Origin of the sequence: Micromonospora sp. NPDC126480 (genome assembly GCF_040302465.1) — a bacterium.
Lineage (GTDB): Bacteria > Actinomycetota > Actinomycetes > Mycobacteriales > Micromonosporaceae > Micromonospora.
On record NZ_JBEORU010000009.1, the window covers coordinates 97,270 to 123,596 of the forward strand.

The following is a 26,327-nucleotide window of genomic DNA, read 5'->3' on the forward strand; positions in this document are numbered from 1 at the left end:
ACCTTGGACGGCTTCGTCGGTCGGACGCGGGAGCTCGCCGTGCTCGACCGGATGCTGCAGCGGGTGGCGCGGGGAGGGCGTGCCGGCAGGCCGGGGCGCGCGCTGCTGATGCGTGGCCGTCGGCGAGTGGGCAAGTCCCGCCTCGTCGAGGAGTTCGTCGACCGGGCCGGCGTCCCGCACCTGTTCTTCACCGCGTCGGCCCAGCCGACCGTCGCCGCCGATCTCGCGCTCTTCGCCGCCGCGGGCGGGGCGTCCTCCCTGCCCGGTGCGGCGCTCTTCACCGGACAGCGGCCGGGCACCTGGGACGCCGCGCTCACGCTGCTCGCCGCTGCGCTGCCCGCCGACCGGCCGAGCGTGGTGGTCCTGGACGAGATGCCCTACCTCATCGCCACCGATCCGGGGTTCGAGGGGACCCTCCAGAAGATCTTCGACAGGGAACTTTCCCGACGCCCGGTCCTGCTGGTCTGTGTCGGCTCCGACCTCGCGATGATGGAGGCGCTCAACGACTACGGCCGCCCCTTCCACCAGCGGGCGACCGAGATGGTGGTTCCGCCGCTCAGCCCGGCCGACGTCAGCGAGATGCTCGGGCTGCCGGCCGCGGAGGCGATCGACGCGTACCTGGTGACCGGCGGCCTGCCGCTGATCCTCGACGAGTGGCCCGTCGGCGCCTCGTTGCCGGAGTACCTCGCCGGGGCGGTCACCGATCCGACCTCCGCGCTCCTGGTCAGCGGGGAGCGGGCGCTTGCCGCGGAGTTTCCGCCGCAGTCCCAACCGAGCCTGGTGCTCCGCGCGATCGGCTCCGGCGAACGCACGTTCTCGTTGATCGCCCGCGCTACCGGTGGGATGCCGCAGGCGTCGCTGGCGCGGGCGGTCCGCCTCCTCGCGGACAAGCGGATCGTCGACGTCACCGTGCCCCTGTCCACCCGACCCAGCCGGGAGACCCGGTACGCGGTGGCGGACCCGTACCTGCGGTTCTGGTTGTCGTTCCTCGGCCCGTACCTGTCGGAGATCGAACGGGGGCGAGGCGACCTGACCCTGGCCCGGATCACGTCGTCCTGGACGTCCTGGCGCGGGCGGGCCGTCGAGCCGGTGGTGCGCGAGGCGCTGCGCCGGTTGCCCGCCGGGCACCTGCCCGAGGGCACCGACGTGGTGGGCGGCTACTGGACCCGGAGCAACGATCCGGAGATCGATCTGGTGGGAGCCGACCGGGAGCCGGTTGCCCGGCGCGTCACCTTCGTCGGCTCCGTGAAGTGGCAGGAGAAGCGCCCCTTCGACACGCACGATCTCCGGCGTCTCCTGGTGCACCGGTCCCGCCTGCCGGGTGCGGACGACGACGTGCCGCTGGTCGCTGTTTCCCGCAGCGGGGTGGCCGCCGACGGGGTCCGGGCGGTGTCGCCGGAGGACCTGCTGGGCGCGTACCGGGATTGAACCTTCCGGCGGCGGGCGACGTACTCCCGGCCGAGGATGTGGTGCGGCGCGTCAGCCGCCTCGCTACCTGAGCTGCGGGAGGCCTACCGTGCGAGTTGGTGAGCAGTCGACGGATCCCATCGACCAGGTACTGGGTGAGGTGCCGGTTCCGGTGCCGCTGACCCCCGAGGACGTCCGGCTCGCGGTCCGGGCGGTCGTCGTGCACGCGGCCGAGGAGTGGCCCTCGGGGCCGCTGTGCCGCAACGACGGTGCGACCTACCCGTGCCGCCTGCACCGCTGGGGCCGGCGGGTGTTGGAGACGCACGGCCTCAACGAGCGCCAGATCGACGCTCTGATCCGGCACGGCAACCCGTTCGTGCACGTGCCGTTCCCGTTCACGATCAACGGGCCCGCGCCGGCGCGTCCCGCGGCGCCGGCTCCCGCGCCGGCCCGCACGCCTGTCCGACCCGGGTACCCGGTCCGGGGCCAGGTGGCCTCCCGGGCGGGCGCGCCCGGCGCGCGGCCCGCGGTACGGCCGGGCGCTCCGGCCCGGACGGCTCCGGCGGCCACCCCGCGCTGGCCCCGGGCGAGCTGAGCGGAGGTACGCCGCGCGGCTCGACCGAAGGACGCCGGCCCGGTCCGGGGGATTTCCCCACCCCGTACCGGGCCGGCGCCACCGTGGCCGGTGGGTCAGTCCATGCGGACGCTCGTGCGATTGCCGACGCCGCAGTCCGGCGCCGACCAGACCGTCGTGTTGGCCGTGTCGTCGCTGTTGTTCTCCCGGCGCGAGTCCAGGTGGACGTGGTCGTCGTGGCCGGGAGCGCCGGGCCCGAGGATTCCGCTGAAGCCACGGTTACGGGCGTCGCGGGCCACGTCGCACAGCGACCGGGTGCGCGACACCACGTCGGCGGCGTTGCCGTAGAGGTGCTGGCTGTCCCGCGCCCCGCCGACCCGGTCGTTGCAGGTGCGGCTGCGGAAGCCGCTTGTCACGTAGAGCGGACGGTCGCCGAGGCTGCGCCGCATCGCCTCCAGCTTCCACATGGTCCGCAGGGCGTTCTGCCGTGTCGCGCTCGCCGACAGCGGGCCGCCGGTCCAGCCGCCCCGGCCGCAGCCGTCGTCCATCTCGCTCCAGCTGAAGTGCCGCGGCGTGCAGTCGTTGTCCTGCAACTCGTAGATCTTGCCAAACGTCTGGGGCCCGGCGATGCCGTCGACCCGCAACCCGTACGCCGACTGGAAGCGCCGGACCGCGGCGGCGGTCTTCGGCCCGTACCGGCCGTCGAGCTCGACGATGTCGCGGTTGCCGGCCCACCCGGCTACGCGGAGCTGCAGTTGGCGCACATCGGCGCCGGACCGCCCCTGGTAGAGGTTGCGCGTCCAGGTGTAGCAGGCGTCGGCGTGGGCGGCCGGTGCGGCGACCACGGAGGCGATCGCGGCCCCGGGCAGTGCCAGGACGAATGCGACAGCGGCGCGCTTCAGGGTCTTCATGCGCACAGAAGTCCTCCCATAGGAAAGAGATTGGAGTGGGACATCGCCCGGGACGTCCCGCGATTTCCACCCTCGCACTGATCCGCCGCTTAGGAGGGGATTAACGAGAATTGTCCTCAGGTTCTGTGCTCGGCGGCTTGAACCGGCAAATGCGGCGATTTGAAAACCGGCCATTCGCCCCGGAAATCGCACCGGCGCGGAAACGGAACGGATTGTTGCTTCCGATCACACCGTGGGTGATGTTCCCGCCGTACCGTCAGCCGGTAACGTCAGCGCCGCCGGTGAGGGGAGGTGGGCACGGTGGCGCGTGGCGGTGTCTTCTGCGTCGAGGGCCAGTGGCACCGCGACCTCAACGAACGGGGTTCCGTCCTGCCCACCCTCGAGCTGTTGGAACGCCTGGGAAAGATCCGGTTCATCCACAAGGACGCGGCGACCCGGGACGAGCTCTTCTACTTCCTCGACCGCTGGCTGCTGAAGCAGTACGCCGACTACCGGGTGGGGTTCTTCGCGATGCACGGGGAGCCGAGCCGGCTCTGCCTGACCGACTGGGAGTCCGTACCCCTGGCCGACGTGGCGGAGCGGATGGCCGGCCGCTGCGAGGGGCGGCGGCTCTATTTCGGCAGCTGTTCGGTGCTGCGCGCCTCCGACGCTGTTCTGCGCGACTTCCTGGAGACCACCGGAGCGGCACTGATCTGCGGTTTCACCCGCGAAGTCGACTGGGTCGAATCGGCGGCCTTCGAAACCGTCCTGCTCGACGTACTCGCCAACGGGCAGCGCCACAATGCCGCCGAACTACGGATGGGCTCGACGCACTGGGCGCCACTCGCCTCGTATCTCGGGTTCCGGGTGATCTACGCGAACGGCCGTGCCTGGCGCCCGTCCGTCCGGCCCCGGGTCCCCGCCCAACCCCGCGGCCGGGCTGCGGTGGAGCCGGAGCACTGACAGAATCGTGCGGTGGCACGCAGCATCGCGACGAACACCCGGGTCGACCGGGCCGAGCTGATCGAGTTCCTCCGGCCCCGGCACCGGGTCATCCTCATCACCACCCGCGCCGACGGGCGACCGCAGTCGTCCCCGGTCTCCGCCGGGGTGGATGCCGAGGGCCGGCTGGTGGTCTCCACCTACCCGGAGCGTGCGAAGGCCACCAACATCCGCCGTGACCCGCGGGTCTCCGCGTGCGTGCTCTCCGACGACTGGAACGGCCCGTGGGTCCAGGTCGACGGCACCGCCGAGGTGCTCGACCTGCCGGCGGCGCTGGAGCCGCTCGTCGACTACTACCGCAGTATCTCCGGCGAGCACCCGGACTGGGCCGAGTACCGCGCGGCCATGCTCCGGCAGGGCAAGTCGCTGATCCGGGTCACGATCGACGCGTGGGGCCCGGTCGCCACCGGCGGCTTCCCGGCCCGGCTCGCCGACTGACAGCGAGGCCGAGCCCTCCGGTCAGTACGCCACGGCGAACCGGGCGTTCTCGTGGCGCGGGTTCTCGATCTCGTCGACCACCGCCACCGCCAGGTCCTCGTAGGTGAGCACCGAGCGGCCCTCGTGATCGGTGACGGGCTGGTCGCCGCCGGTCCGGTAGTGGCCGGTGCGCTCGCCCGGGTGGAACTCCAGCGGCGGCGGCGACACGTACGTCCAGCGCACCCCGTCGGCCGACGAGCGGTAGTGGTCCAGGGCGTCGGCCTGCCCGAGCGCGGCGTCCCGGTACTCGTGCGGGAAGTCCGGCTCGTCCAGGTAGCGGGTGCCCTTCGGGGTGAGCAGCGTCGCGCCGCCGCCGAGGTGGATGACCCGGGGTGCGTCCGGCACGTCGCGGAGCGCCCCGACGATCGCCCGGGCCGCGTCGAGCCACAGCTCGCGCTCGCCGCCGCCGATCGCCACCACCAGCGCGTCCGCCTCCGGTGCCAGCTCGCGGACGCTCCGCTCGCTTGTCGCGTCCCCGGTTACCACCCGCACGCCCGCCGGGAGGTACGACGTGGCCTCCGGCCGGCGTACCGCGGCGGTGACCCGGTGCCCGCGGTTGAACGCCTCGGTGACCACCCGGGAGCCGGCGGTCCCGCCCGCCCCGAACACGACGATGTTGCTCACGCCCCCAGGCTATGGACGGCGCGGCTCCGCCGCCGGGGAACGGCCTAGTCCACCAGGGCCGAGTAGACCAGCTGGCGCAGCTGCGACCGGATCGGCCAAGTGCTCGACGGCAGCAGCTGGGTGAGGAACAGCGCGGTGATCTCCTCGGCCGGGTCGACCCAGAAGGCCGTGCTCGCCACCCCGCCCCAGTAGTACTCGCCGACGCTGCTCGGCACCCGGGACGGGACCGGGTCGTCGACGACCGCGAAGCCGAGCCCGAAGCCGATGCCCTCCAGCGTGGTCTCGGCGAAGCCGCCGGTGGAGAGCGTGTCCAGGTCCTGGCCGCCGGGCAGATGGTTGCGGGTCATGAAGCGCACCGTGCGGGGACCGAGCAGGCGTACGCCGTCCAGCTCGCCGCCGCGCAGCAGCATCTGGGTGAAGCGGTGGTAGTCCGTCGCGCTGGAGACCAGTCCACCGCCCCCGGAGAGCAGGTTCGGCTTCTCGTACGCCAGCGCGCCCAGCTTGTCGTACCGGAACGCCCGCCCGGTGCGCGGGTCGGGCGCGTAGAGGGCGGCGAGCCGGTCGGCGGCGTCGCCCTGCACCCACCAGTGGGTGTCGGTCATGCCGAGCGGGCGGAAGACGCGGTCGGCGAAGAACACGTCCAGGCTCTGCCCGGAGACGACCTCGACCAGCCGGCCGAGCACGTCGGTGGCGACCGAGTAACCCCAGGCGGTGCCCGGCTGGAAGAGCAGTGGCAGCTCGCCGAAGGCGGCGCAGGCGGTGGCCAGGTCGACGTCGGTCGGCGGGTACAGGTCGTACCCGGCCGCCCGGTAGAGGCCGTCGACCACCGAGGTCTGCATGAAGCCGTACGTCAGGCCGGCGGTGTGGGTGAGCAGGTGCCAGACCCGGATGGGCTCGACCGCGGGCACCGTGTACGGCTTCAGGGTCGACCCCTTCGCGTACACCTTGACGTCGGCGAACTCCGGCAGCCAGCGGCTGATCGGGTCGGTCAGCTCGAACCGGCCCTCCTCCCAGAGCATCATCGCCGCGACGGAGGTGATCGGCTTGGTCATCGAGTAGATGCGCCAGAGGGTGTCGGCCGCCACCGGCGCCCCGGCCTCGACGTCCCGCAGCCCGTACGTCGAGGAGTGCGCCACCTCGCCGCGGCGGGTGACCACCACCTGGAAGCCGGCGAGCCGGCCGTCGTCGACGTACCTGCCGAAGTGCTCGTCGATCCGCGCCAGGCGCGACGGGTCGAAACCGATCCGGTCCGGGTCGATGCTGCGCTCCACGCTCACACCGGCGAACGTACCCGCCGGTACGGTTCCGTCGGAAGGGCGGTCCGCCACACATGTCGGTGCCGGTCAGTAGCCTGGCCCGATGCCGGAGCTGACCGAGGAGACCACGTTCCGCGACGAGGACTGGTACGGCGAGGAGATCACCGAGCGGCACTTCGTCGGCTGCCACTTCGAGCGGGTCGACCTGACCGAGGCGCTGCTCCGGGGTGCCGCCTTCACCGGGTGCACGTTCGGCAACGTCCGCTTCAACGCCGCGCGCCACGCCGACTCGGCCTTCACCCGGTGCGTGTTCCGGCGCTGCAACTTCTTCGAGGCCGAGTTCACCGGCTGCAAGCTGGTCGGCAGCACGTTCGATCAGTGCGAGCTGCGGCCGCTGACGGTGGCCGGCGGGGACTGGTCGTTCGTCGCGCTTCCCGGCGCCGACCTGCGTGGGGTGCGCTTCACCGACGTCCGGATGCGTGAGGTCGACCTGACCGGGGCCGACCTGAGCGGCGCCACGGTCAGCGGCGTCGACCTCTCCGGGGCCCAGTTGCACCACGCCAAGCTCTCCCGCGCCGACCTGCGCGGTAGCGACCTGACCGCCCTCGATCCGACCGAGGTCGAGCGGGCCGGCGCGGTCATCGACGCGGAGCAGGCGGTGGTGATCGCGCAGGCGCTCGGCTTCCAGATCGGTTGACGTGACTACCCGCTGCTCAGCGGACCGGTGCGGAGCCGGAAACGCTACCACCGGGTAACGAAGTGGACACACCGGACGGGGCCGGGGTGGCGGAACGTCCGTTCTGCTGCAAACGTGAGACCACTCACGGCGGTGTAACGTTCCTGCCGGCTTGGGCGCTGCGGGCGATGGGGAGTGGAGGGTCCGTGCCGGAGGAAGACCTCACGCGGGCGGACGCCCGTGGGCCACGCCACGGCCGGCACTCGTCCGACCGCCTCACCGCCCGAAGGATCCGGTCGACGATCCCGGCGCGGACCCGCGGCGCACTGCGCCGGCTGGCCCGGTCCCGGCGGCGCCGGCGCTGGGCGCTGGAGGGGGTCGCGGCCCTCGCCTGCCTGGTCGCCCTCGCCACGTACGTGCAGGCCAACGACGGGCCGACGCCGGGCGTGCCGGACCCGGGTGGCGTTCCGGCCGGGGTCGGGCGGCCGAGCAACCTCCCCGGCGCCGACGGCCGCGACCCCGCCTCCGGGCAGGCCTCGCCCGGGCTGCGGCCCCGGCAGCGACCGCCGAGCCCGTCGCCCACGCCGTCCACGCCGCCGCCCTCGCCGGTGCTCACCCTCGCGCTCCGGGAGGTGCCGGCGGAGGTGGACCTGACCGCCGTGGGCAGCCGCGACTGGGTCCACTGGGGACTCCGCGGCGACGGCACGTCGGTCCGCAAGCGCGGCGGTTCCGGCGAGATCCACGACGCCGGCGGCCGTGGTCGCCGTGGCTCCTGGGACGGCAACCAGGAAACCTTCCGGTGGCGCGACGGCAACCCGGTACGGTCCGTCGACGGCAGTCCGCACGGGAGCTTCACCTGCGGCACCGGCAGCGGCTTCACCCTCGCCGTCGCCGGCAGCGGCGACCCCCGGTCGGTGCACGTGTACGCCGGGACATGGCGGGCGAAGGGCCGGCTCGACGTCCGGCTGTCCAGCGGCGGGCCGGTCCGCACGCTCCGCCTGGAGGACCCGCACACCAGCCGGTCCGCCGAGTTCGCGATCCGCTTCCAGGCACCGGTGGGCGAACGGTTGGTGGTCACCTGGACCACCGAGCACGCCTTCACCGACGACTGCGCCGGCGTCACCCTCCAGGCGGTGGCGCTGCGCTGACCCGGAATCCGGGCGCCGGCCGGGGTAGCGTGGGGTCGGCAGGTCGACTGAGGACGGGAGTAGCGATGGCGACGGGGGAACAGGTCCTGGACAGCCCTCAGGGCTGGGTGGCCGAGCACGTCCGGCGGTACGTGGCCACCGACGGGGCCGACGGTCACGAGTGGCGGCCCGGGGTGTTCACGCTGCTGCTGACCACCCGGGGACGGCGCAGCGGCACGTTGCGGCGCACCGCGCTCATCTACGGCCGCGACGGCGAGGCGTACCTGGTGGTCGCCTCGCAGGGCGGCGCGCCGGAGCACCCCGCCTGGTACCTGAACCTGCGTGCGGATCCGCGGGTCGAGGTGCAGGTCGGCGCGGAGCGGTTCGTCGCCCGGGCGCGCACCGCGGCGCCGGAGGAGAAGCCGCGGATGTGGTCCACGATGGCCGCTATCTGGCCGGCGTACGACGACTACCAGGCCAGGACCGATCGGGAGATCCCGGTGGTGGTGCTGGAACGCGCCTGACCACCGGCCAGACCAGGGGAGGACAACATGTCCGCGTTCGCCGTCGCGCACCTGCGTACGCCCAACTTCGACCACGAGGACATCCACCGCTACCTGGAGCGCATCCAGGCCACTCTGGACCCGTTCGGCGGGCGGTTCCGGGTGCACGGCCCGCAGGTCGACGTGATCGAGGGGGAGTGGGCGGGCACCATCGTCGTCATCGAGTTCCCCGACCGGGACGCGGCCCGGGCCTGGTACGACTCCCCGGCGTACCAGGAGATCCTGCCGTTGCGGACCCGGCACATCGAGGGCTCGGCGATCATCGTCGACGGGGTGCCGGCCGACTACGATGCGGGCCGTACCGCCGCGTACCTGCGCGCCCGGGCCGCCGGCTGATCGACCGGTCGCTGCCGGCCGGCTGTTAAGAAGGGCCCCTTGTACAACGCGAGGCGTTAACAAGGGGCCCTTCCTTGCACGCTCAGCAGGCGATGGGCTTCACCCAGGAGCACTCGCGGTCCTCGGGGCCCGGCGGGTTTGGCAGCGTCCGCGGTGCGACCCGGGCGGCCGCCCCGTCCTTCTCGGTGTACGACGCCAGCGCCACGGCGATCTGGTCCTCGAGCGCCTTGACGGACGAGGCCAGGTAGTTGTTCAGCAGGATCGAGAAGGCCAGCACCCGGCCGTCGGCGTCGGTGACGTAGCCGGACAGGCCGGACACGCCGGTCAGGCTGCCCGTCTTGGCGTGCACGTTGCCGGCGGCCGGCGTGCCGCGCATCCGGCTGCGCAACGTGCCACCGACGAAGCGCTCCGCCTCCCCGGCGATCGGCAGGGCGGCGTACCAGGCGGGGAACCAGGGCTCCGAGCGGACGGCGGTGAGCAGGTCGACGAACTCGGTCGCCGGTACCAGGTTGCGCCGGGAGAGCCCGGAGCCGTCCCGCTGGCGGAAGGTGGCCGGGTCCATGCCGGCACCGGACACGTACCCGTTGATCGCGGCGATTCCCGCCGACCAGGTGCCGGAACCGGCGAGCATCCGGCCGATCTCCTTGGTGAGCACCTCGGCGTGCCCGTTGTTGGACAGCTTGAGGAACGGCACCATCAACTCCGCCAGGGTCATCGAGTCGTGCCGCGCCACCTCGGTCGCACCGGCGGGCGTGGGCGTGCCGAGGACCGTGCGGCCCAGCACCCGTACGCCGTGCCTGCGCAACGCGGAGCGGAAGACGTCGGCCGCGTACCCGGTGGGCTCCCAGACCGTGACCCAGTCGCTCTCCGGCGCCTCGCCGACGGCGATCTGGCCGGTGACCACCACGGTGTTGCCGCCGTGCGCGCGCTCGAAGGAGATCGTGGTGTCGCCCTGCGCGACGGTCGTCGCGCGGTTGTCGAACCGCAGGTACCGGGTCGCCGGGCTGGTGCTGATCACCGGCCTGGCGCCGGCCGTCGCGCCCGGCGCGGCGCTGACGATCACCGTGCCGGCGTCGTAGTCGGTGTCCGGCGCGACGGTGAGCGCGGAGACCTGCGCCGCGTAGTAGTAGGGCTCGTCGTCCCAGGTCCAGTCCGGACCGAGCCGGGTGTCGTCGTAGCGGGTGTCGTCGGCGACCAGGTTCCCGGTCACCACGCGTACGCCGGAGGCGGCGACTCGGGCGGCCAGCGCGTCGTAGTCGGCGGCCAGCATCGTCGGGTCGCCCCCGCCGCGGAGATAGAGGTTCCCCGTGAGGATGCCGGCCCGGCGGGGGCCACCGGCGTGCACGCCGGTGCGGAAGCGGTGGTCCGGCCCGAGCAGTTCCAGGGCGGCGGCCGAGGTCAGCAGCTTGGTGTTGGAGGCGGGGACGAGTCGCCGTTCGCCGTTGCGGTGGTAGACCGTCTCGCCGGTCGCGGCGTTCTTGACCACGACGGAGGCCTGCGCGCCGGCGAGGCGCGAGTCGGCCAGGATCGCGTCGATTGTGGCGTCGAGCCGGGTCGCCGCAGGGGCCGGCGACTCGGCGGTGGCGGTTGGCGCCCCGGCGGTGGCCGCTGCGGTGACGAGCGCCACCAGCGCGAGCGTCCGGGGAAAGAGGCGACGATCCATGCGGTGATGCTGTCACGGAGATATCTGCCAGGAAAGACCACAGGGCGAAGAAAATCTTCGAACCGCTAGCACGACACCGCTGGCGGGTGTGGCGGTTCGCCGGATTTCATCCGATCGGGTACGGGCCGGCGACCTGATTTGACGGGGGCCGGGGCAGGGGGCACCGTAGGCGTGAGGGGCCCGGTCGCGCGCCCCGAGCCACGACGGCGCTACCGGCCGTCCCGGCTTCCCCGGCCCCGTCGGCGCCGGGCGCGAATCCCAGGAGGAGTTCCGCCATGCTCACCATGACCGACAACGCCGTGCTGGTGATCCGAGACCTCGCCAACCAGCAGGACGTCGCGGAGGACGGCGGGGTCCGGATCGCCGCCGACCCGGAGGCGGGGTCGCTCACCGTCGAACTGGTCGAGCGGCCCGTCGAGGGCGATCAGGTGGTCGACAACCAGGGCGCCCGGATCTTCCTCGACTCGGACGCCGCGGAACTGCTCGGGGAGGCCTCCGTGGACGCCAGCGTCGACGACGAGGGCATCGTGCAGTTCGGTTTCACCGAGAAGTAGTGACCACGGCTCAGCCGGCGCGCCGGGCCGCTCCACCCCGGTTCGACCGGGCGGTCCGGCCGGCCTCCGGCTGACCGGCCCGCCACGGCCCCGGCCCGGCCTCCCGCGCTGGAGCGAGCAGCGTGGTCAGCACGTGGGCGAGATGGTGCGAGGTGCACCAGGCCGCCCAGCTGCTGGTCGAGCCCGCCCCGCCGGACCGGCGGGCCCGCCGCACGATCTCGTGGTCGCCCCACGAGTAGGCGGCACCCGCCACCGGCCAGTGCGGGGCCGCGACCAGGGTGCGGCACAGGTCGGCGAACCGGTCGTCACCCCGGCCGCCCCGTCGCGACCAGCGGTAGATCCACCAGGCCCCGTCGGCCGTGTAGCGCATCGTGGGCAACCGGTCGCCCGTCTGGTCGGCGTCCCGCGCCGCCGGGTGGACGCCGTAGTCGCCGTAACCGACGCCGAGGTCCGCAAGTCCCTGCCAGAGCAGCCAGTCCCAGCGGTCGAGGCGCACCGGCTCGTCGGTGGGCAGACGGGACAGGGCGGGCGGCATACCACCCGCAGCCACGCTGACCGAGCGCCAGGCGTGCCGGCGGGCCCAGTCCAGCAACCGGCGGACCCGGGGCTCCACGAGCCGCAGATCGGCCCGGCAGCACACGTCCGCGGCGTCCACCAGCAGGTCGCACTGCTCCGGCACGAGTCGAGTCCACCGCCAGATCCGTTCCACCGCCGCCGTCGCCGCGTCCGACCCCGCCCGGTCCGTGCCGAGGCGCAGCCGGACGAGCGCGCGCTGGGCGTGGGCCCGGGCCGCGGCGCCGTGGGCGGCGAGCCGCCGCTCACTCTCCGCGAGCCCGATCACCGGCACCAGGGGTACGCCCCAGCGCGCCAGCTCCGTCCCCGGTGCGTCGTCCGGCAGTGCCGAGACGTCGACCGCCGGAAGCAGCCCGGCGGGCAGCCGGTGCAGCGCGTCCACCGTGCCGGCGTCCCCGGGGGACACGTCGATGACCGGGGCGAGCAGTAGGGCCAGGGTCGGGTCGAGGTGGCTGAGGGCGTCCAGCTCACCGCGCCGGCTGGCGAGAATGGGGCGGTAGACCGGTTCCGCCTCCCGGCCCCCGTGGGCGGGCACCATAGTTCAGCGTAGCCACGGCATCGGCGCCGGCCCCTGCGTTCCGGTGCGCTGGACCGCCTTTGCGCAGGTCAGGCGCGGCGGAGGGCGTGCGGCTGTCATGAATCGGACACTTCGGTCGGGTGCCGGCCGGTGGCCCGCTGCCGCCGGTGAGTGGGGCGGCACCGGGCCGGCGGGATCGTCAGTCGTCGTCGCGGCCGCCGGTCGGACCATGATCAGTTGATGCTCAGCCGGCCGCGGAGCCCCGTCCGGGCCCAGCGGGGCATCATCCGTATACGACGCGCGGCCGGCCCGGACCGTGGTCCCGACGACGACGTGGAGATCGAGTTCACCGGGCCGGGCGGCAACGTCGAGCTGACGTTGCGCTGTGCCGGCGGGCAACCGGTGGCGGATCCCGACGACGACTGACCGGCGGTGGTCCGACCGGTGGCAACGAGCGCACGGCGCCGCCCGACTCGTGGTCGGAACGTCGCCGCGCTCTGGCCGTCTCCCACCATCGCAGCCGTACGGCGGTACGCCAGCGGGGACCTGGCTCGACCGGACCGTGGTCCCGTCGAGGTGTCGATCCCCGTTCCGGGCCGGCGCAAACCCCGGAACCGTGGGAAATTCCACGATCTGCGAGTCCCGGCGTGGCGTCGGGCCGCAGCGGGTATGGAGCGCGGCATGGAGCATTTCACGATCGCGACCGTCGCCGAGAAGAGCCCGGACTTCCGGCGGGTGCTGTGGACGGGCCGGAACACGCAGCTGGTCATCATGACCATCCCACCCGGTGGTGAGATCGGTGAGGAGGTCCACGAGGACATCGACCAGATCCTCACCTTCGTCAGCGGCACCGGGGAGGCCCGCGTGGCCGGCGAGAAGCGCGAGATCGCCCAGGGCGACCTCGTGGTGGTGCCCGCCGGCACCAAGCACAACTTCGTCAACACCGGCCCCAATCCGCTTGTGCTCTACACGGTGTACGGCCCGCCGGAGCACGCCGACCAGGTGGTGCACCGGACCAAGGAGGAGGCGGACGCGGCCGAAGCCGCCGGCGAGGACGAGCCGCCCACCTCCTGACCGGGGAGGCCACCGTCGCCGGCCTGACTCCGGTGGTTCGGGGTACCCGTCGAGGGTGGACCACCTGGCGATCTCCGACTACGGGTTTCTCGCCGACTGCCGCTCGGGCGCCCTGGTCGGTCGCGACGGTTCCGTCGACTGGTGGTGCCCGGAGCGGGTCGACGGTGCGGCGGTGTTCGGACGGCTGCTCGACCCCGGGGCCGGCCACTGGCGGCTGGCGCCGGTCGGGTCGGGTCGCCCCGGGCACCGCGTGGAGCGCGCGTACCGGCCCGACACGCTCGTGCTGCGTACCGTGCACCACACGCCGGACGGCAGCGTCGCGGTCACCGACGCGCTCGCCGCCGAACCCGGCGCCCGGGCGCACCAACTCGGCGTGAACTCGCCGGCGGTGCTGCTGCGCCGCGTCGAGGGTCTCTCCGGGCGGGTGCGCATGGTGTCGGACTTCGCGCCCCGCCCCGACCACGGGCTGCTCACTCCGTACCTGCACGACCAGCCCGGCGGGAGCGTGCTGGCGGTGGCCGGCGCGACGAAGCTGGAGCTGCGTTCGGACGCGCTCACCCTGCGGGGCGGGCAGGACCGCGCGCACACCGAGTTCGAGGTCTGCGCCGGCGACGCCGTGGGCTTCACCGCCGCGTACGCGCCGACGTACGGCCCGCCGCCGGCCCGCCTGGATCCGGCGTCGACGCTTGCCGACACGGTCGCGGCGTGGGAGTCGTACCGCGAGACTCACCTGTACGAGGGCCGCTACCGCGACCTGGTGCGGCACAGCGCGGTCGTGCTCACCGGCCTCACGTACGCCCGCAGCGGCGCGATCGCCGCCGCGCTCACCACGTCCCTGCCGGAGGAGCTCGGTGGCGACCGCAACTACGACTACCGGTACGCCTGGCTGCGGGACTTCTCGATGACCCTGCGCGCCCTGTGGGTGGCCGCCTGCCCGACGGAGGCGTCCCGGCTCTTCACCTGGGCGGCCCGCTCGATCGGCCGGGTCGGTCCGGCGCCGGTGCCGGTGCTCTTCGGGCTGGAGGGCGAGCGGGACATCTCCGAACACGAGTCGGCGTACCTGCGCGGGTACGCCGACAGCCGCCCGGTGCGGTTCGGCAACGACGCCTGGCGGCAGCGGCAGCTCGACGTGCCCGGCGAGATGCTGGCGGCGGTGTGGCGCCTGCTCCACCTGCTCGGGGACCCGCTGGACGACGAGCTCGTGGAGATGGTGCTCGGCCTGACCGAGGAGGTCGCCAGGGACTGGCACCTGCCGGACCGGGGGATGTGGGAGACCCGGGACGCCGACCGGCACTACGTGTCGTCGAAGGTGCTCTGCTGGGTGGCGATGGACAAGGCGGTCGCGCTGGCCCCCCGGCTCGGGGAGCGCGCGGATCCCCGCCGGTGGTCGGCCATCCGGGACGAGATCCGGGCCACGGTGCTCCGGGAGGGGTGGAACGAGCGGGTCGGCGCGTTCACCGGCGCGTTCGGCTCCAGCCAACTGGACGCCTCGGCGCTGTACCTGCCGGTGGTGGGTTTCCTCCCGGCCAGCGACCCGCGGATGCGCGCCACCATCGAGGTGGTGGAGCGGGAGCTGGGTACCGGCGGCGGGCTGGTCCGGCGCTGGGAGTCCGACCCCGCCGGTTTCCTGCTCTGCTCGTTCTGGCTTGTGGAGTGCCTGGTACTGGTCGGGGAGCGGGAGCGGGCCGAGCGGCTCTTCGTGAAGGCGGCCGGGTACGCCAACGACGTCGGCCTGTTCAGTGAGCAGGTCGACCTGCACACCGGTGCCCAGCTCGGCAACACGCCGCAGGCCCTCTCGCACGTCGGCCTGATCAACGCCGCGTGGCGGCTCACCGACCCGACCACCGACTAGGGAAGGTGCCGGCCGCACCCGTCAGGCCGGCAGGACCGGCACACCGTCCACGTCCACCGTGGCCGGGTACTTGAGGCCGGCGCCGGTGTTCAACACCACCACCCGCTCGCCGGCCCGGATCCAGCCGCCGGCCCGCAGTTGCCGGGCGGCGGTCAGGCAGGCCGCGCCCTCGGGGCACAGCAGCAGCCCCTCCCGCTCGGCGAAGCGGCGCAGGTCGGCGAGGAGGTCGGGGTCCGACACCGCTACGGCGGTGCCTCCGCTCTCCCGCAGAGCGGCCAGGATCAGCTCGTCGCCGAGCGGGGCCGGCACGGTGATGCCGAACGCCACGGTGTGCGCGTCGGCCCAGGGTTCGGCCCGTTCCGCCCCGGCGGCGAACGCCCGCACCACCGGGGCGCAGCCGGTGGCCTGCACCGCGACCAGGCGGGGCAGCCGGTCCTCGATCCAGCCCAACGTGCGCAGCTCGTGCAGCGCCTTGTGGATGCCGATCAGGCCGACACCGCCGCCGGTCGGGTAGATGATCACGTCGGGCACCTGCCAGCCGAGCTGCTCGGCGATCTCGTACCCCATTGTCTTCTTGCCCTCGAGCCGGTACGGCTCGCGGAGCGTGCCGGCGTCGAAGATCGCGCCCCGCGCCTCGGCGACCAGCCGGGCGACCTGCCGGCCGGCGTCGCCGATCAGGCCGTCGACCAGCCGCAGGTCCGCCCCGGCCGCCACGCACTCGCGGCGGCAGATGGCGGGCGCGTCGACCGGCATGACGATTGTCGCGCCCAGCCCGGCCCGGGTGGCGTACGTGGCCCAGGCGGCGCCCGCGTTGCCGTTTGTCGGCATCGCGATCCGCTCGACGCCCAGCTCGCGGGCGCGGCTGACGCCCACGGCCGCCCCGCGCGCCTTGAACGACCCGGTCGGCGTCAACCCCTCGTCCTTGACCAGCAGCTCCGGGATGCCGATCTCCGCGCCGTACGCCGGAGCGCGCCACAGCGGCGTCCAGCCCTCGCCCAACGTGGTGACGTGCCCGGGGTCGGCCACCGGGAGCAGCTCCCGGTACCGCCAGAGGTCCGCCGGCCGCAGCCCGAACCGCTCCGGGGTGACCACTTCGGCCACCGCCGCCAGGTCGTAGCGGGCCAGCAGCGGCGAGCCGCAGCCGCACATGTTCTGCGGCTCGCCGGCGTCGTGCTCCTGTCCGCAGCGCGGGCACTCCAGGTGGGTCAGGTACACGGTCTTCCTCGCGTCCCTCGGCGGCCGGTCAGCTCGTGTCGATGCTTCGCCACTGCCGGCTGCGCCGGCCCGGTTCGTACGCCGAGTCGAGGCGCTTGGCCACCACGCCCGGCAACCCCTGCTCGCGTGCCGTGCGCAGGGCCTCGGCGCCGGTGCCGGGGAACCAGGGCGGAGTCTGCCAGTGCGGGCCGGCGAGGGCCAGCCCGTCGAGCAGTTCGCGGCGCTGCGCGTACGGCAGGTCGACGCTTGTCGCACCCTCCAGCCAGAGCAGGTCGAACAGCAGGAACTGGGCGTCGGCGGTGGCCCGCCCGCCGCGGGCCGGGCGGACCCGGCCGGCCCGGTCGATGCGGACCAGCACGCCGTCGAGCACCGCCTCCGTCGGCGCCAGCGTCTCGGCCAGGTCGCGCAGCCACGGGTACGTCCCGGTGATCTCCTCGTCCGTCCCGGACAGCAGCCGCAGCCGGCCGCCGGAGACGTACGCGACCGCGCGTACGCCGTCCCAGCGCAGCTCGTACCCCCATTCGTGCTCGTCGCGTGGCACCTGGCGCGCGGGGGTGGGCAGCATCGGCCGGACCAGGTCGGGCATGCTCGTCCAACCCTCGGGCGGCGGGTCGGTGCGCCGCACCATCCAGTCCCGCCCGTCGCGGCCGCCGGTGGCGAAGAGGACGTACCGGCCGCTGGTCCGCTCTCCGTGCAGGACCACGATGACCTCGTCGTCGCGCCATTTCTCGCAGCGGTAGGTGCCCCGGTCGTGGATGGTCATCCGGCCGCCGCCGTACTCTCCGGCCGGGATGTCGCCGGAGAAGTCGAGGTACTCCATCGGGTGGTCCTCGGTGTGCACGGCGAGGTGGTTGCGGGCGTTGTCGCGGGGCAGCCCGCGGGGCACGGCCCAGGAGGCGAGGACGCCGTCGTGCTCCAACCGCAGGTCCCAGTGCAGGCTGCGGGCGTGGTGCTGCTGGATGACGAAGCGCGCGCCGTCCGCACCGCCGGGCTCCGGGGTGCGGCCCGGCACCGGTTCGGGGGTACGCGCGGCGTCCCGCTTGCGCCGGTACTCCTCAAGCCGGTCAGCCACACGAGCATTCTCCGGCACCGTGCCGGATCCCGCCCGGGGTCGGCCGGTCGAGGGGTGTCGCCGGGGTTGGCCGGTGTGCGGGGGCCGATCAGGGGTAGAACCGTCGGTATGGACCTCGATCAGCCCACCGTCCCGCTCCCCGGCGAGGTGCGGATGCCCCTGCTCGGCTTCGGCACGTGGCAGATCGCCGGCCCGGCCGCGGCCGACGCGGTGCTGGCCGCCCTCGACGCGGGTTACCGGCACATCGACACCGCCACCATGTACGGGAACGAGGCGGAGGTCGGCCGGGCGGTCGCCGAGAGCGGGCTGCGCCGGGAGGACGTCTTCATCACCACGAAACTGCCGCCGGAGCGGGTCGGCCGGGAGCGGGAGACGATCGAGGCGAGCCTGCGGGCGCTCGGCGTCGACTGTGTGGACCTGTGGTTGGTGCACTGGCCGCCGTCGAACCCGGCCGACAGCATCCCGGTCTGGCGGGAGATGCTCGCCGCCCGCGACGAGGGTCTGGCCCGCGCTGTCGGGGTGAGCAACTACAGCACCGCGCAGATCGACGAGCTGATCCAGTCCACCGAGGAGAACCCGGCGGTGAACCAGATCCGGTGGAGTCCCTTCCTGTACGACCGCAAGCGGCACCGGGAGCACCGCGACCGCGGGATCGTGCTGGAGGGCTACAGCCCGTTCAAGACCAGCGACCTGGCGGACCCGGTGCTGACCCGGATCGCGGCGGCGCACGACGTCTCGCCGGCCCAGGTGGTCCTCCGCTGGCACATCGACCACGAGACAGTGGTGATCCCGAAGAGCGTCACGCCGGACCGGATCCGGGCCAACGCCGACGTCTTCGAGTTCTCGCTGACCGCGGAGGAGATGCGCGACATCGACGCGCTCGCCTCCGCCTGACCCGTCCCGCCGCCGTATCCGGTGGCGGACGCGCGCCGTCGATGGCGAAAACCTTCAGAGTAGAGAAACCATCCGAAGGGTATCGACATTGACGAAGATGACAGGGTAGCGTCACGGCCATTAATCGATCCTCGTATCTATTTGGAGGACGCCATGGCCCCTGCCCGTCCCGTCCGTCTGCGCCGCCGAGGTCTGCTCGGCGTGCCGGCGCTGGTGGCCGCCGCCGCGGTCGCCGTGGCTGCCCGGCCGGCGCCCGCCGCGGCGGCGCCCGCCGCGTCGAGCCCCGAGTGCCTCGCCGACCTGCTCCACGCCGACGCCAACCTGCTCCAGGAGTCCTGATGGCCACCATTCCCTGGCTCGTGGACGTGCTGCGGGGCGCGGGCGTCCAGGTCGTGACCCACGGCGACTGGCTCAACCGCATGCGACCGGGAAGCTTCAGTCCGATCGGCGTGCTCTGGCACCACACCGCCGCCACCTCGAGCGCCAGCAACCCCCACCCGGCGCTCAACGTCTGCATCAACGGGCGGTCCGACCTGCCCGGCCCGCTCTGTCAGGCGCTTGTCGACTACCACGGCGTGTTCCACGTCATCTCCGCCGGCCGGTGCAACCACGCGGGCACCGCCCGCGCGAGCGGACCGATCCCCGCCGGCGACGGCAACACGATGCTCATCGGCTGGGAGATCGACTACAACGGGGTCAGTCAGCAGATGACGTCGGCGCAGTACAACGCCTCCGTCGCGGCCACCGCCGCCGTGCTCAAGCGGCTGGGCAAGGATTCGAGCTACGCCCGCGGGCACCGCGAGACAAGCACCACCGGCAAGATCGACCCGTCCTTCATCGACCTCAACGTCATGCGCTCCGACGTGGCGGCGAAGATGGCCGGTGGCGGCTCGACGTGGAGCCAGATCGTCGACAACAGCACCGCCGGACGGTTCACCGCCAGCGCGAACTGGGGCACCTCGTCGTACTCCGCGCAGCGGTACGGATCCGACTACCGCTTCGCGAACCCGGTCGCCGCCAGCGACGCCGCCTGGTACAAGTTCAACGTCCCGGCCACCGCGAGCTACCGGGTGGACGCCTGGTGGCCGGCAGTGTCCGGCTACAACGCCAGCACCCCGTACATCGTCGCGACGACGACCGGCAACCAGACCGTCTACGTCGACCAGCGGGTCAACGGCGGGGCGTGGCGCACCCTCGGCACCTTCACCCTGCCGGCGGGCGACGCGAACCGGGTCGCGGTCAGCCGGTGGAGCGGATCCACGGGCTACGTCATCGCCGACGCGGTCCGGCTGACCCGCCTCTGAACCGGGTAGGGGCGGCCGGCAGCGGGAACGGGCGGGTGCCGGCGGGATGCTCCAGGGAGGAAACGGGGGTGTGACCGCTGCGGTCACACCCCCGCCCGTAGCTCAGGAGCGGGTGCAGGCCGCTCCGTTGAGCGTGAAGCTGGTCGGCGAGGAGTACCCCCCGCTCAACGTTCCCTGGTAGCCGAAGCTGGCCGTACCGCCCGGCGCGATCGAGCCGTTCCAGCTCACGTTGCGCGCGGTCACCGACGACCCGCTCTGGTTCACCGTGGCGTTCCACGAGTTGGTGATGGTCTGCCCGGCGGGCAGCGTGTACGCCAGCGTCCAGCCGTTGATCGTGCTCGACCCGGTGTTGGTGATCCGGACGTCGGCGGTGAAGCCGGTGCCCCACGAGTTCGGCGTGTACGTCACCGCGCACCCGCTGCCACCCGGCGGCGGCGTGGAGGGCGGCGGCGGGGTGGACGGCGGCGGGGTGGTCGGGTTGCCGCCGCCGTTGACCGAGGCGGAGAAGTTGGTGACGGCCAGGCCGACACCGCCCTGCCAGGGCTCGAAGCCGGCCTGGATGCTGGTCAGGTACCACGAGTTGGTGATCGCCCCGCGGTTGCGGACGTCGTTGATGAAGTCCAGCACGCTGAAGCTGAGGCTGGAGATCGCCGACGGCGCGACGTACGAGACGACGTTGTTGGAGCCGTTGCTGCCGCGCCAGACCTCCCAGGTGCGGCCGGCGAGGTTGGCCGAGCCGACCGGCGAGCCGATGGGCTGGATCTGGCCCTGGCGGTTGAGCCAGATCATGATCTCCATCTGGTTCACCCCGTCCCGCTTGGGCGTGGGGTCGAGCCAGATGTCGTACGAGGCGTTGTAGGTCGCCCCGCTCACGTACCGGTAGTTGATGCTGCTGTTGGCACTGCTGATCTGGCTGACCTGGATCGGCAGGTTGGTGCCGGGGGAGCAGTTGGTGTAGTGGCAGCCGATGAAGATCGACGGGTACGCGGTCGGCGCGCCGTTGGTCGGGGCGCTGCCGTCCTGCCGGGTGATCTCGAAGCCGGTGTCGGTCACGTTGATGCACTGCTGGGCGCTGGTGCCCCAGCGGTTGTTCTGCACGACGTACCGGCCCTGAATGGTGGTCGAGCCGTACTGCTCGCAGATCTGGGTGTCGGCGGAGGCGGGACCGCCGAGGGCCACGGCGACGATCGACCCGGCGGCCAGCAGGGTCGCGGCCGCGAGGGCCCGGAGTGGACGTTTCATGGTGCTCCTCGGGTGCCGGCGCCGGGCGGCGCCGGACTGGCTCGGTGGGGTCAGGGGCGAGTTCGGGAGCGCTCCCACGCTTGCTCGACACATTTACATCCCTGAAACCCTCGCGCAACTACCCGGCGGCAATCGACCGGAAAGTGAGGTTTGTCACGCCAGCGACGCGCGGACCGCAGGTGATCGTCCGGGCGAACCGGCGAGGTGCGCGAAGGGGTGCCCCGAGGCGGCCGATCGACTCTGGTGTGTCCTGATTGCACCGAGTAGTGTCTTGCCTCCAACGCGTGCCGAACCCCTCCGGAGGCGTACACCACCATGGGTGGCTCTCCCCTGCGCATCCTCGTCGTCGGCGCGGGCATCGCCGGCCTCGCCGTGGCCCGGGCGCTGCGGATGGCGGGCTTCCGGCCCGATGTCACCGAGCGGCTCCCGCCCGGGGAGCTCGCGGACACCGGTCTCTACCTTCCCGGCAACGCGGCCCGGGCACTGCGCCGGCTCGACCTGGACGGTCCGGTCCGTCCCCTCGGCCAGGTGATCCACCGGCAGCTCTTCCTCGACGCCGCGGGCGCGCCGCTCTGCGAGGTCGACCTCGACGCGCTGTGGGCCGGCGTCGGCGAATGCCGGGCGCTGCTCCGCGCCGAACTGCACCGCGTCCTGCTCACCGGCGCCGGCGGAGCCGTCCGGCACGGCGCCGAGGTCCGCGGCATCGACCTGCTCCCGGATGGCGTCGGGGTCACGTTCGTCGACGGCACCGCCACCGAGTACGACCTGGTGATCGGCGCGGACGGCCCGCGCTCGTCGATCCGGGCGCTCGCCGCGCTCGGCGGCCCGCCCCGCCCCACCGGGCAGGTCGTCTACCGGGCGCTGGTACGCGACGGCCCCGCCGTCACCGAGTGGACCGCGCTGCTCGGGCACCGGGCCGGCTTCCTCGTCGTCCCGATCGGGGCGGGCCGGCTGCACTGCTACGCGGACGAGACCGACGACGTCCCGCCGGACGACCCGGTGGCCCGGCTCCGCGAGCTGTTCGGCGACTACGGCGGGCCGGTGCCCGAGGTGCTGGACTGCCTGGAGCAGGTGCACGTCGGCGTCACCGACGAGGTGGAACTGGGCCGCTGGTACCGGGGGCGGGTGCTGCTGGTCGGCGACGCGGCGCACGCCACCGCGCCGACCCTCTCCCAGGGTGCGGCGATGGCCCTGGAGGACGCCGTCGTGCTCGCCGAGTCGCTCAAGGCGGCCAGCAGCGTCGACGCCGCCCTGACGGCGTACGAGAGCCGCCGCCGCCCGCGTACCCGATGGGTGCGGGACCGGACCCGCGACCGCAACCGGACCCGGGACGTGCCGCCGGCGCTGCGCGACCCGCTGCTGCGCGGGCGCGGCGGCCGCATCTTCGGCGAGCACTACCGGCTGTTGCTGGGCCCCCTGTGACCCCGGCCGGCCCGGCGTCCGGGAAGCGCGGGGCGGCCCGGACGCGACGGGTGCGGCAGGTTACCCGACCACCCCGATCGGCGTGGCCACCTGCCGGGGACTATCCTCCTTGCGGATGACGGCCCGCAGAGAACAACGCGTGCCGAGCGGGACAACCCAGAACCGGAGGCCACTCGTGACCACCGTCGCACCCAAGCCGGTCGTGACCCGGCCCTGGCCGGTCCGAGAGCCGGTCAAGGGGTCGGCCATCGCGCGGCTGCTGCGTACCACGGACGCGAAGCAGATCGGGATCATGTACATGGTCACGGCGTTCGCGTTCTTCATGATCGGTGGCCTGATGGCGCTGATCATGCGGGCCGAGCTGGCCCGGCCCGGGCTGCAGTTCCTGTCGCCCGAGCAGTTCAACCAGCTCTTCACCATGCACGGCACGATCATGCTGCTGTTCTTCGCGACGCCGATCGTGTTCGCCTTCGCCAACTACGTCGTGCCGATCCAGATCGGCGCGCCGGACGTCTCGTTCCCGCGGCTGAACAGCTTCGCCTACTGGCTCTACCTGTTCGGCGGCACGATGGCCACCGCCGGCTTCATCACCCCGGGCGGCGCCGCCGACTTCGGCTGGTTCGCCTACGCCCCGCTGAGCAACGTGGAGCACTCCCCCGGCGTCGGCGCCAACATGTGGATCATGGGTCTGGCCATCTCCGGCCTCGGCACCATCCTCGGCGCGGTCAACATGATCACCACGATCCTGACCCTGCGCGCGCCCGGCATGACCATGTTCCGGATGCCGATCTTCACGTGGAACATCCTGGTCACCAGCCTCCTGGTGATCCTGGTCTTCCCGCTGCTGGCCGCCGCGCTCTTCGCGCTCGCCGCCGACCGGCTCATGGGCGCCCACGTGTACGACCCCGCGACCGGCGGGCCGATGCTCTGGCAGCACCTGTTCTGGTTCTTCGGCCACCCCGAGGTCTACATCGTCGCGCTGCCGTTCTTCGGCATCATCTCCGAGATCATCCCGGTCTTCTCCCGTAAGCCGATCTTCGGCTACAAGGGCCTGGTCGCCGCGACCATCGCCATCGCCGCCCTGTCGATGAGCGTCTGGGCGCACCACATGTTCGCCACCGGCCAGGTGCTGCTGCCGTTCTTCAGTTTCCTGAGCTTCCTCATCGCCGTACCCACCGGCATGAAGTTCTTCAACTGGATCGGCACCATGTGGCGGGGCCAGATCAGCTTCGAGTCGCCGATGCTGTTCGCGATCGGCTTCCTGGTGACCTTCCTCTTCGGCGGTCTCACCGGCGTGCTGCTGGCCAGCCCGCCCCTGGACTTCCACGTGTCCGACTCGTACTTCGTGGTGGCCCACTTCCACTACGTGCTGTTCGGCACCATCGTGTTCGCCGTCTTCGCCGGCATCTACTTCTGGTTCCCGAAGATGTTCGGCCGGATGCTCGACGAGCGGCTCGGCAAGGTGCACTTCTGGCTGACCATGATCGGCTTCCACACCACGTTCCTGGTGCAGCACTGGCTGGGCAGCGAGGGCATGCCGCGGCGGTACGCCGACTACCTGCCGGACGACGGCTTCACCACGCTGAACATGATCTCCACGGTCGGCGCCTTCATCACCGGTGTCTCCACGCTGCCGTTCATCTACAACTGCTGGAAGTCGTACAAGGCCGGCCCGGTGGTCGAGGTCGAGGACCCGTGGGGCCACGGCAACTCGCTGGAGTGGGCGACCAGCTCGCCGCCTCCGCTGCGGAACTTCGACCGGATGCCGCGGATCCGCTCCGAGCGGCCGGCCTTCGACTACAAGTTCCCTGAGCTGGCCGCCGGCGGCCAGTCGCTGGCCGGCCCGCCCGAGGGCGGTGCCAAGCCGCTGACCAGCGAGTCCGACGGTGGCGCGAGCTACCAGGAGGACGTGGCGAGCGACGTCGACCGCCGCTGACGCCCTCCACGACGTACGACGGGCGCCGTTCCCCCCGGGGGGAGCGGCGCCCGTCGCCGTTCCTGCCGGTGGGCGACCCGGGGTACGGCATCCCGCGCCGTCGACAGCCGGAGACAGCACGAGATGCCGCAAGCCGAGTCGATCAACGGGTGCGGTGTGGCCCCCCCCGGGTCCCGCTCCCGCAGCCCAGGGGTGCGGGAGCCGGCGTCAGGCGGCCGGGGTCAGCTCGGGCTCGGGTGCCGGCTCCGCGGCCGCGACCGTCCGGCGGCGGCGCAGCTGCACCGGGATCACGGCCAGGGCGACCAGGCCGCCGATCACACCGGTCACCGCGAAGCCCCACGCCGGGGCGGACGCGTCGATGACCGCTCCGGCCAGCGGGGCGCCGACCGCGATGCCGACCGTGATCGCCGAGGCGTGCAGGCCCATCGCCTCGCCCCGCGCGTCGGCGGGCGCCAGCCTGCTCACCGCGTCCGAGGTGGCGGCGAGGGTCGGGGCGCAGAGCAGGCCGGCCGGGATCAGGGCCAGGCAGAGCAGCCACCAGCTCGCGCCGCCCAGCCCCACCGGGATCGTGCACAGGCTCAACGCCGCCATCAGCGCCAGCGGCGACCAGGACCGGGTGACCGCCCCGTACGCGAAGCCACCGACAAGTGAGGCGACCGCCCACATCGCGAGCACGGCGCCGGTGAAGCCGACGTCGCCGTTGTCCCGTAGCACCGCGATCACCGCCACGTCGGCGCCGCCCAGCACGAGCGTGGCGGCGGTGCTGACGGCGAGCACGGCGAGCATCCGGGGCGTGAGCCACTCCCGCCGCGGCACCTTCCGTCGTGGGCCGGTCGGCTCGACCGCGTCGCGGATCGGGGGGTTGAGCAGGAAGAGCCCGACGCCGGCGGCGACGATGCCGGCCCCCACCAGGTAGAGGGTGGTGCGGGCGGAGATGGCGGTGACCGCGGCGGTGGCGAGGGCCGGCCCGATCATGAACGACAGCTCCACCGACATCGAGTCCAGCGCGTACGCGGGCCGGCGGCGCTCCGCCGGCACCATGGCCGCGATGGACTGGCGGATCACCGAGAAGATCGGCAGCGCCAGCGAGCCGGCGAGAAAGGCGGCCGGGAGGAGCAGCGGGTACGGCAGCATCGGCGCGGTGGACCAGAACACCGCCTCGGCGACACCGGTCAGCACGAGCACCGGGCGCAGGCCGCGCCGGTCGACCAGGCGGCCCAGCAGCGGGCCGCCGATGGCCGCGCCGACGGTGATCGCGGCACCGACCAGCCCGGCGGCGCCGTACCCCCGGCCGAGGTCCTGGACGACGTAGAACGTCAGGGTCACGCCGGTCGCGGTGAGCGGGACGCGGGCGAGGACCGCCACGAGCAGCAGCGTCCGGAGACCGGGCAGGGCGAGCGCCTCCCGGTAAGGCTTCATGTTCACGTGGGTCCGTACCTCCGCCGGACATCCTCGACCGGAGGTACGACACCCGCCAACGAATCACGACCTCATGCGGCCCTGATCACAGGCTCCCCGTGGGTCGTGACCCCGGCACCCTCGAGCGCCCGCAGCGCCACGTCGGTCGTGTCCGGCGCGACGGCGGCCGTCAGGTCCAGCAGCACCGTGGTGTCGAACCCCTCGCGGGCGGCGTCGAGGGCGGTCGCCCGGACGCAGTGGTCGGTCGCGATCCCGACGATCTCCACCCGGTCCACCCCGTGCCGCCGCAGCCAGTCGGCCAGGCACTCGCCGTCGTCGGCGTGCCCCTCGAAACCGGAGTACGCGGCGGCGTGCTCGCCCTTGTGAAAGATCGCCTCGATCCGGTCGGTGGCCAGCTCGGGGTGGAACTCCGAGCCCGGTGTGCCCACCACGCAGTGCCGGGGCCACGAGTCGACGAAGTCCGGCGGATCGCCGAAGTGCGAGCCCGGGTCGATGTGGTAGTCCTTCGTCGCGACCACGTGGTCCCAGCGGTCCGGCTCGGCGGCGAGCAGCCGGCTGACGCCGGCCGCGACACCGGCCCCACCGGCGACGGCCAGCGACCCGCCCTCGCAGAAGTCGTTCTGCACGTCCACGATGATCAACGCGTTGCCCATGTGAC

27 protein-coding genes are annotated in these 26,327 nt (G+C 72.9%); 17 read left to right on the forward strand and 10 right to left on the reverse strand.

Features of this window, described 5'->3' with window-relative positions; all coding sequences use genetic code 11:
- The first annotated feature begins 3 nt into the window (after positions 1 to 3).
- Together ABTW87_RS11050 and ABTW87_RS11055 are read left to right on the forward strand one after the other, a co-directional pair.
- A complete protein-coding gene (locus tag ABTW87_RS11050) occupies positions 4 to 1,428 on the forward strand; it encodes an ATP-binding protein (RefSeq protein ID WP_350650640.1) in 1,425 nt (474 codons plus the stop codon).
- An 88-nt stretch (positions 1,429 to 1,516) separates the two neighbouring features.
- Positions 1,517 to 2,002 (forward strand): hypothetical protein, encoded by a 486-nt coding sequence (locus ABTW87_RS11055; RefSeq protein WP_350650641.1) that lies wholly within the window; start codon positions 1,517 to 1,519, stop codon positions 2,000 to 2,002.
- A gap of 95 nt (positions 2,003 to 2,097) precedes the next feature.
- Here the strand turns inward: ABTW87_RS11055 and ABTW87_RS11060 are convergent, their stop codons facing one another.
- A complete protein-coding gene (locus ABTW87_RS11060; protein ID WP_502891566.1) occupies positions 2,098 to 2,898 on the reverse strand; it encodes a D-Ala-D-Ala carboxypeptidase family metallohydrolase in 801 nt (266 codons plus the stop codon).
- Between the two features lie 294 nt (positions 2,899 to 3,192).
- On the opposite strand from ABTW87_RS11060, the gene ABTW87_RS11065 reads away from it, so the two are divergent.
- A complete protein-coding gene (locus ABTW87_RS11065; protein ID WP_350650643.1) occupies positions 3,193 to 3,834 on the forward strand; it encodes a DUF6642 family protein in 642 nt (213 codons plus the stop codon).
- A gap of 12 nt (positions 3,835 to 3,846) precedes the next feature.
- Positions 3,847 to 4,311 (forward strand): PPOX class F420-dependent oxidoreductase, encoded by a 465-nt coding sequence (locus ABTW87_RS11070; RefSeq protein ID WP_350650644.1) that lies wholly within the window; start codon positions 3,847 to 3,849, stop codon positions 4,309 to 4,311.
- 21 nt (positions 4,312 to 4,332) lie between these two features.
- Here ABTW87_RS11070 and ABTW87_RS11075 read toward each other — a convergent pair whose 3' ends face one another.
- Together ABTW87_RS11075 and ABTW87_RS11080 are read right to left on the reverse strand one after the other, a co-directional pair.
- The gene (locus ABTW87_RS11075) at positions 4,333 to 4,974 is read right to left on the reverse strand and encodes an NAD(P)-dependent oxidoreductase (protein WP_350650645.1); all 642 of its coding nucleotides are present in this window, start codon (positions 4,972 to 4,974) and stop codon (positions 4,333 to 4,335) included.
- A 44-nt stretch (positions 4,975 to 5,018) separates the two neighbouring features.
- On the reverse strand, positions 5,019 to 6,251 hold the full coding sequence (locus tag ABTW87_RS11080) for a serine hydrolase domain-containing protein (RefSeq protein ID WP_350650646.1): 1,233 nt from the start codon (positions 6,249 to 6,251) through the stop codon (positions 5,019 to 5,021).
- A gap of 82 nt (positions 6,252 to 6,333) precedes the next feature.
- On the opposite strand from ABTW87_RS11080, the gene ABTW87_RS11085 reads away from it, so the two are divergent.
- From ABTW87_RS11085 to ABTW87_RS11100, 4 genes are all read left to right on the forward strand, one after another.
- Entirely contained in the window at positions 6,334 to 6,927 is a 594-nt protein-coding gene (locus ABTW87_RS11085; protein ID WP_350650647.1) for a pentapeptide repeat-containing protein, read from the forward strand.
- A gap of 185 nt (positions 6,928 to 7,112) precedes the next feature.
- The gene (locus tag ABTW87_RS11090) at positions 7,113 to 8,054 is read left to right on the forward strand and encodes a hypothetical protein (protein WP_350650648.1); all 942 of its coding nucleotides are present in this window, start codon (positions 7,113 to 7,115) and stop codon (positions 8,052 to 8,054) included.
- 65 nt (positions 8,055 to 8,119) lie between these two features.
- Positions 8,120 to 8,557, forward strand: a complete 438-nt coding sequence (locus ABTW87_RS11095) for a nitroreductase family deazaflavin-dependent oxidoreductase (RefSeq protein WP_350650649.1) — start codon at positions 8,120 to 8,122, stop codon at positions 8,555 to 8,557.
- Between the two features lie 27 nt (positions 8,558 to 8,584).
- Positions 8,585 to 8,932, forward strand: a complete 348-nt coding sequence (locus tag ABTW87_RS11100) for a DUF1330 domain-containing protein (RefSeq protein ID WP_350650650.1) — start codon at positions 8,585 to 8,587, stop codon at positions 8,930 to 8,932.
- 82 nt (positions 8,933 to 9,014) lie between these two features.
- Here ABTW87_RS11100 and dacB read toward each other — a convergent pair whose 3' ends face one another.
- Entirely contained in the window at positions 9,015 to 10,595 is a 1,581-nt protein-coding gene (gene dacB, locus ABTW87_RS11105) for a D-alanyl-D-alanine carboxypeptidase/D-alanyl-D-alanine endopeptidase (RefSeq protein ID WP_350650651.1), read from the reverse strand.
- Between the two features lie 275 nt (positions 10,596 to 10,870).
- Between dacB and ABTW87_RS11110 the strand changes: the two genes are divergently transcribed.
- The gene (locus tag ABTW87_RS11110; RefSeq protein ID WP_350650652.1) at positions 10,871 to 11,149 is read left to right on the forward strand and encodes an adhesin; all 279 of its coding nucleotides are present in this window, start codon (positions 10,871 to 10,873) and stop codon (positions 11,147 to 11,149) included.
- A 10-nt stretch (positions 11,150 to 11,159) separates the two neighbouring features.
- On the opposite strand, the gene ABTW87_RS11115 is transcribed toward ABTW87_RS11110, so the two are convergent.
- The gene (locus ABTW87_RS11115) at positions 11,160 to 12,260 is read right to left on the reverse strand and encodes a beta family protein (protein WP_350650653.1); all 1,101 of its coding nucleotides are present in this window, start codon (positions 12,258 to 12,260) and stop codon (positions 11,160 to 11,162) included.
- 219 nt (positions 12,261 to 12,479) lie between these two features.
- Here ABTW87_RS11115 and ABTW87_RS11120 point away from each other — a divergent pair, with 219 nt between their 5' ends.
- The 3 genes from ABTW87_RS11120 (at position 12,480) to ABTW87_RS11130 (ending at position 15,165) form a co-directional block, all read left to right on the forward strand.
- A complete protein-coding gene (locus ABTW87_RS11120) occupies positions 12,480 to 12,665 on the forward strand; it encodes a hypothetical protein (RefSeq protein WP_350650654.1) in 186 nt (61 codons plus the stop codon).
- Between the two features lie 243 nt (positions 12,666 to 12,908).
- Positions 12,909 to 13,313: a cupin domain-containing protein gene (locus tag ABTW87_RS11125; RefSeq protein ID WP_350650655.1), complete on the forward strand. Its 405-nt coding sequence runs from the start codon at positions 12,909 to 12,911 to the stop codon at positions 13,311 to 13,313.
- 55 nt (positions 13,314 to 13,368) lie between these two features.
- Positions 13,369 to 15,165 carry a glycoside hydrolase family 15 protein gene (locus tag ABTW87_RS11130; RefSeq protein ID WP_350650656.1) on the forward strand — a complete coding sequence of 599 codons (1,797 nt, stop codon included), beginning with the start codon at positions 13,369 to 13,371 and terminating at the stop codon, positions 15,163 to 15,165.
- A gap of 21 nt (positions 15,166 to 15,186) precedes the next feature.
- On the opposite strand, the gene ABTW87_RS11135 is transcribed toward ABTW87_RS11130, so the two are convergent.
- On the reverse strand, positions 15,187 to 16,380 hold the full coding sequence (locus ABTW87_RS11135) for a threonine synthase (RefSeq protein WP_350650657.1): 1,194 nt from the start codon (positions 16,378 to 16,380) through the stop codon (positions 15,187 to 15,189).
- A 28-nt stretch (positions 16,381 to 16,408) separates the two neighbouring features.
- Positions 16,409 to 17,452 (reverse strand): DNA polymerase ligase N-terminal domain-containing protein, encoded by a 1,044-nt coding sequence (locus ABTW87_RS11140; RefSeq protein ID WP_350650658.1) that lies wholly within the window; start codon positions 17,450 to 17,452, stop codon positions 16,409 to 16,411.
- Positions 17,453 to 17,560: 108 nt separating this feature from the next.
- Between ABTW87_RS11140 and ABTW87_RS11145 the strand changes: the two genes are divergently transcribed.
- The 3 genes from ABTW87_RS11145 (at position 17,561) to ABTW87_RS11155 (ending at position 19,650) form a co-directional block, all read left to right on the forward strand.
- Complete coding sequence (locus ABTW87_RS11145) at positions 17,561 to 18,346, forward strand: aldo/keto reductase (protein WP_350650659.1); 786 nt, start codon at positions 17,561 to 17,563, stop codon at positions 18,344 to 18,346.
- A gap of 153 nt (positions 18,347 to 18,499) precedes the next feature.
- Positions 18,500 to 18,685 (forward strand): hypothetical protein, encoded by a 186-nt coding sequence (locus ABTW87_RS11150; protein WP_350650660.1) that lies wholly within the window; start codon positions 18,500 to 18,502, stop codon positions 18,683 to 18,685.
- Positions 18,685 to 19,650 carry a golvesin C-terminal-like domain-containing protein gene (locus tag ABTW87_RS11155; RefSeq protein ID WP_350650661.1) on the forward strand — a complete coding sequence of 322 codons (966 nt, stop codon included), beginning with the start codon at positions 18,685 to 18,687 and terminating at the stop codon, positions 19,648 to 19,650. Before ABTW87_RS11150 ends, ABTW87_RS11155 begins: the two co-directional genes overlap by 1 nt.
- A 102-nt stretch (positions 19,651 to 19,752) precedes the next feature.
- Here ABTW87_RS11155 and ABTW87_RS11160 read toward each other — a convergent pair whose 3' ends face one another.
- Positions 19,753 to 20,892: a glycoside hydrolase family 12 protein gene (locus ABTW87_RS11160; RefSeq protein ID WP_350650662.1), complete on the reverse strand. Its 1,140-nt coding sequence runs from the start codon at positions 20,890 to 20,892 to the stop codon at positions 19,753 to 19,755.
- Between the two features lie 315 nt (positions 20,893 to 21,207).
- On the opposite strand from ABTW87_RS11160, the gene ABTW87_RS11165 reads away from it, so the two are divergent.
- Together ABTW87_RS11165 and ctaD are read left to right on the forward strand one after the other, a co-directional pair.
- The gene (locus tag ABTW87_RS11165) at positions 21,208 to 22,314 is read left to right on the forward strand and encodes an FAD-dependent monooxygenase (protein ID WP_350650663.1); all 1,107 of its coding nucleotides are present in this window, start codon (positions 21,208 to 21,210) and stop codon (positions 22,312 to 22,314) included.
- A 175-nt stretch (positions 22,315 to 22,489) separates the two neighbouring features.
- A complete protein-coding gene (ctaD, locus tag ABTW87_RS11170) occupies positions 22,490 to 24,250 on the forward strand; it encodes an aa3-type cytochrome oxidase subunit I (protein WP_350650664.1) in 1,761 nt (586 codons plus the stop codon).
- 207 nt (positions 24,251 to 24,457) lie between these two features.
- Here the strand turns inward: ctaD and ABTW87_RS11175 are convergent, their stop codons facing one another.
- Together ABTW87_RS11175 and ABTW87_RS11180 are read right to left on the reverse strand one after the other, a co-directional pair.
- Positions 24,458 to 25,669: an MFS transporter gene (locus ABTW87_RS11175; RefSeq protein ID WP_350650738.1), complete on the reverse strand. Its 1,212-nt coding sequence runs from the start codon at positions 25,667 to 25,669 to the stop codon at positions 24,458 to 24,460.
- Between the two features lie 71 nt (positions 25,670 to 25,740).
- Positions 25,741 to 26,322 (reverse strand): isochorismatase family protein, encoded by a 582-nt coding sequence (locus ABTW87_RS11180; RefSeq protein WP_350650665.1) that lies wholly within the window; start codon positions 26,320 to 26,322, stop codon positions 25,741 to 25,743.
- Positions 26,323 to 26,327: the final 5 nt, after the last annotated feature.